General features: G+C 32.9%; 5 protein-coding genes. 2 read left to right on the top strand and 3 right to left on the bottom strand.

Annotated features, from left to right (window positions below; translation table 11 throughout):
* Positions 1–275, top strand: a 275-nt coding sequence (locus ACI3VO_RS12725; RefSeq protein ID WP_439758275.1) for a hypothetical protein, incomplete at its 5' end; no start/stop codon positions are given.
* The gene (locus tag ACI3VO_RS12720; protein ID WP_439758274.1) at positions 268–708 is read left to right on the top strand and encodes a hypothetical protein; all 441 of its coding nucleotides are present in this window, start codon (positions 268–270) and stop codon (positions 706–708) included. The genes ACI3VO_RS12725 and ACI3VO_RS12720, both read left to right, overlap by 8 nt.
* A gap of 31 nt (positions 709–739) precedes the next feature.
* Here ACI3VO_RS12720 and ACI3VO_RS12715 read toward each other — a convergent pair whose 3' ends face one another.
* The 3 genes from ACI3VO_RS12715 to ACI3VO_RS12705 are packed head-to-tail and all read right to left on the bottom strand — an operon-like array spanning position 740 to position 2,728.
* On the bottom strand, positions 740–1,549 hold the full coding sequence (locus ACI3VO_RS12715; RefSeq protein WP_439758273.1) for a hypothetical protein: 810 nt from the start codon (positions 1,547–1,549) through the stop codon (positions 740–742).
* The gene (locus ACI3VO_RS12710) at positions 1,542–2,054 is read right to left on the bottom strand and encodes a hypothetical protein (RefSeq protein ID WP_439758272.1); all 513 of its coding nucleotides are present in this window, start codon (positions 2,052–2,054) and stop codon (positions 1,542–1,544) included. Before ACI3VO_RS12710 ends, ACI3VO_RS12715 begins: the two co-directional genes overlap by 8 nt.
* Positions 2,051–2,728 (bottom strand): hypothetical protein, encoded by a 678-nt coding sequence (locus ACI3VO_RS12705; RefSeq protein WP_439758271.1) that lies wholly within the window; start codon positions 2,726–2,728, stop codon positions 2,051–2,053. Before ACI3VO_RS12705 ends, ACI3VO_RS12710 begins: the two co-directional genes overlap by 4 nt.
* Between the last annotated feature and the right edge of the window lie 144 nt (positions 2,729–2,872).

Below are 2,872 nucleotides of genomic sequence, written 5' to 3'. Positions count from 1 at the left end.
AGGAGCATAAAGAACACAATATTGCTTTGGTAATGCTTTCTAAAACTCCGCATCAAGTTTATCATGCAAATACAGGTGATTTCTTTATACATCCCAGCATGTGTTTTGGTAAATGGCCTATACTTATAGAAAAATATAAGTATGGTCTAACTCAAGACATTTCATTTAAGCTTCTTTATTATTTAAAGAAAGCTATAGAAACAGACAAGTCCGATGATAAAGGATTGCTTGATCTAAGAGATAAAATTAAAGAATGGAGTAAAAATTATGTCTGAAACATTGATCTTGGCAATAATAATCTGTTCTGCATGCTTCCTAATGCTGTTAGTATTTGCTGTTGTCTACATTTTACTAAGAGCTAGGCATAAAGAACAGCTTGAAACATTAGCCGCATCTAGGTATGCAATTGATTTGAACGCCGCTATAGATAAGTCTATAACGGATCTTTTGAATTATATAATAGACGAGACATTTTCAGATTATAAGCTTAAGTTTCTTATTCCTATGAATGAAGGATATATAAATAGTGATAGAGAAGCAGAAATCAGAAAAGATTTAACCCGTGCAGTAGTATCTAGATTATCGGATGCTACTCTTAATAAGTTATATCTTCTCTATAACAAGAGTAACATATCTGATGTCATAGCAGATAAAATCTACATTGTTGTGATGAATTATGTTTTGGATCACAACAATGGAAAAATCTAAAAAAAATAACGCATGGCTTTTACGCCATGCGTTATCTTCTTATTTTGAAGAACTCTGTGGAAAGATATCTATTCAGCTCTCTTAAAACAGATTCATTGTACGATATATCTATAAACCTTTTATCGTACTCAGAAGCTTCTTCTAGAAACAGTGAGCTTACAGAAGAAAATTCTTTATTCAATCTATAATAAGAATTAGAGTTAAACTCTCTATAGAATCCAACCTCCATTTTTCTGTTTACATAATTCATATAAACAGTTTGGAGTAGATTTATAGCTGTCTTTAATCCTTCTATTTGAACAGAATAGAATAATTCATTAAGAAAGTTTAGCATGAAATTTCTATGCAGTTCAGTAGATTGTTCTCCAAGTCCCTTATTATCTAATACCTCTATATTTCTTATTCTATCATATAGATAGAATAATTCTATATTGAATATTCTATAATAAGAGCAGTATTCTCCAGATAGCCTAAATTTTACTCTATCAGTTATAGATAGATTTTTAGGCTTCTTGTTTATTACTGTTATGGCGTCATTTCTAATAGACAAGATATCTTTGTCATCTATATTATTAGACTCCATAAATACCTTTCTTGCATTAGATATTCCGTCTTTCAGTATTCGAGTTACAGAAGAATCTCTTCCCTGAAGTTTTCCTATAGCTATTTCCCTTTCCAATTTTGGACATGTAAGAAAATAGCTATAAGATTCTTCAGATAAAACTCCTGCATCTCTTAATACACTTATATTGGCTTTTGATATATCATATTCTGATATAATAGCATCCAGTATATAAGGTGTATTACTTTTGTATGATGATTCTTTCCATAGACTAATCATCTTGAATACTACTAAGGCCTCCTGTTAAAGATATATATCTTTCTATATCTTTATCCATGGTGAATAAGCCTGGAATAGAAAATGTAGATTCATCCACATACAGAAAATCTTCTAGAGACTTTACCATATATGAATTATATCCATAACGTTGCTGAATTAATTTTGCTAGCAACTCTGCAGCTTCATCTCTGTTTAATGATTCAGATATCATGATTTCCACAAGTACATCTGGATTATCATATACAGGAATCATTATACCCATAAGCTGAATAAATGCAGAATCATTTATTGTAACAAAGTTACAATAATTATAATCAAAATTAATATCATCTTCTTCATTATTATATCCAATAATAGATTGATCCATCATTTGATATCTTGGAAGAAGCATATCCAATGTAGGAATTCCAGCAATGTAAGAAGTCAGGTTATATTTAATAACCTGACTTCTCCTTTTCTCCTCCAAAAGCTCTGTAGGTATATCCAGAGATGTGAAGATTATCATCGAGCAATCACTCCCGAATCTATACTTACAAGAGGATCTATGAGAAACTTTCCATCATTTTTGAGAGACGCTTTCACATCTTCAAAATACTTAGCATAATGCTCGGCATCTCTTACATCAACAAGAGGACGCTGATCATATGCAAGCTTGGAAATAATTCCTGGGAAGATCGGAAGGTCTGAAGGATGTCTTCTCATAAACACTTCATAGGTTATTAATCCCATAGAATACAGTTTTGCAAGAAGAATGGGAACCATCTGCTCAGATACAAACGGCGGATACTTGTTCATGCATCCGAGCGACAGACCATACGTATTATACAGGAAGTCTACGAATACTGCTGGAAATGAGAATTGCATTTCATCATCTCCAAACATTATTCCAAGAGGATAGTCCAGAAGTGCTAGAGCCAAAATAACCGATATATATCTATCAGGCTCTTCTGTAGTTAGATATTCGGTATAGATATTTGCTGACTCCACAAGATCTCCATCGAGTTCTTTTTCTATTGCATCGATTGGAGGGAGTAGAGGTCCTGCAGTAAGAATAGCAGGATGCCCTCTAAACCTATTATTCTCTGCTATTGAGACTACTTTTGCTCCGGTAGATAGTACAAAGCTATCAAATTCGTCTGGGGTAATGATCCAAACACTGCACGGCTCGTTATTAGCCATAATGGATCCATCCTTTCAAAATTTAATCAATTTTCGGAATTCTATTGTTCTTTTTCTTCTTCCGACGCTCATAATCTTCATCATAATCGTCGTCATCAGAAATAAATCTACCAGTAGAATCCCTCTTCTGGCGTGTATTATTTC

Source organism: Intestinibacter sp., assembly GCF_051866655.1.
In the GTDB taxonomy this organism is placed as follows: Bacteria; Bacillota; Clostridia; order Peptostreptococcales; family Peptostreptococcaceae; genus Intestinibacter.
The sequence above is the reverse complement of the archived record's forward strand: the minus strand, read 5'-3'. Positions and strand labels throughout refer to the sequence as shown.

Coding starts and splice junctions, on each gene's coding strand:
- ACI3VO_RS12720 (WP_439758274.1), top strand. CDS start 268: ATGTCTGAAACATTGATCTTGGCAATAATAATCTGTTCTGCATGCTTC.
- ACI3VO_RS12705 (WP_439758271.1), bottom strand. CDS start 2,728: ATGGCTAATAACGAGCCGTGCAGTGTTTGGATCATTACCCCAGACGAA.
- ACI3VO_RS12710 (WP_439758272.1), bottom strand. CDS start 2,054: ATGATAATCTTCACATCTCTGGATATACCTACAGAGCTTTTGGAGGAG.
- ACI3VO_RS12715 (WP_439758273.1), bottom strand. CDS start 1,549: ATGATTAGTCTATGGAAAGAATCATCATACAAAAGTAATACACCTTAT.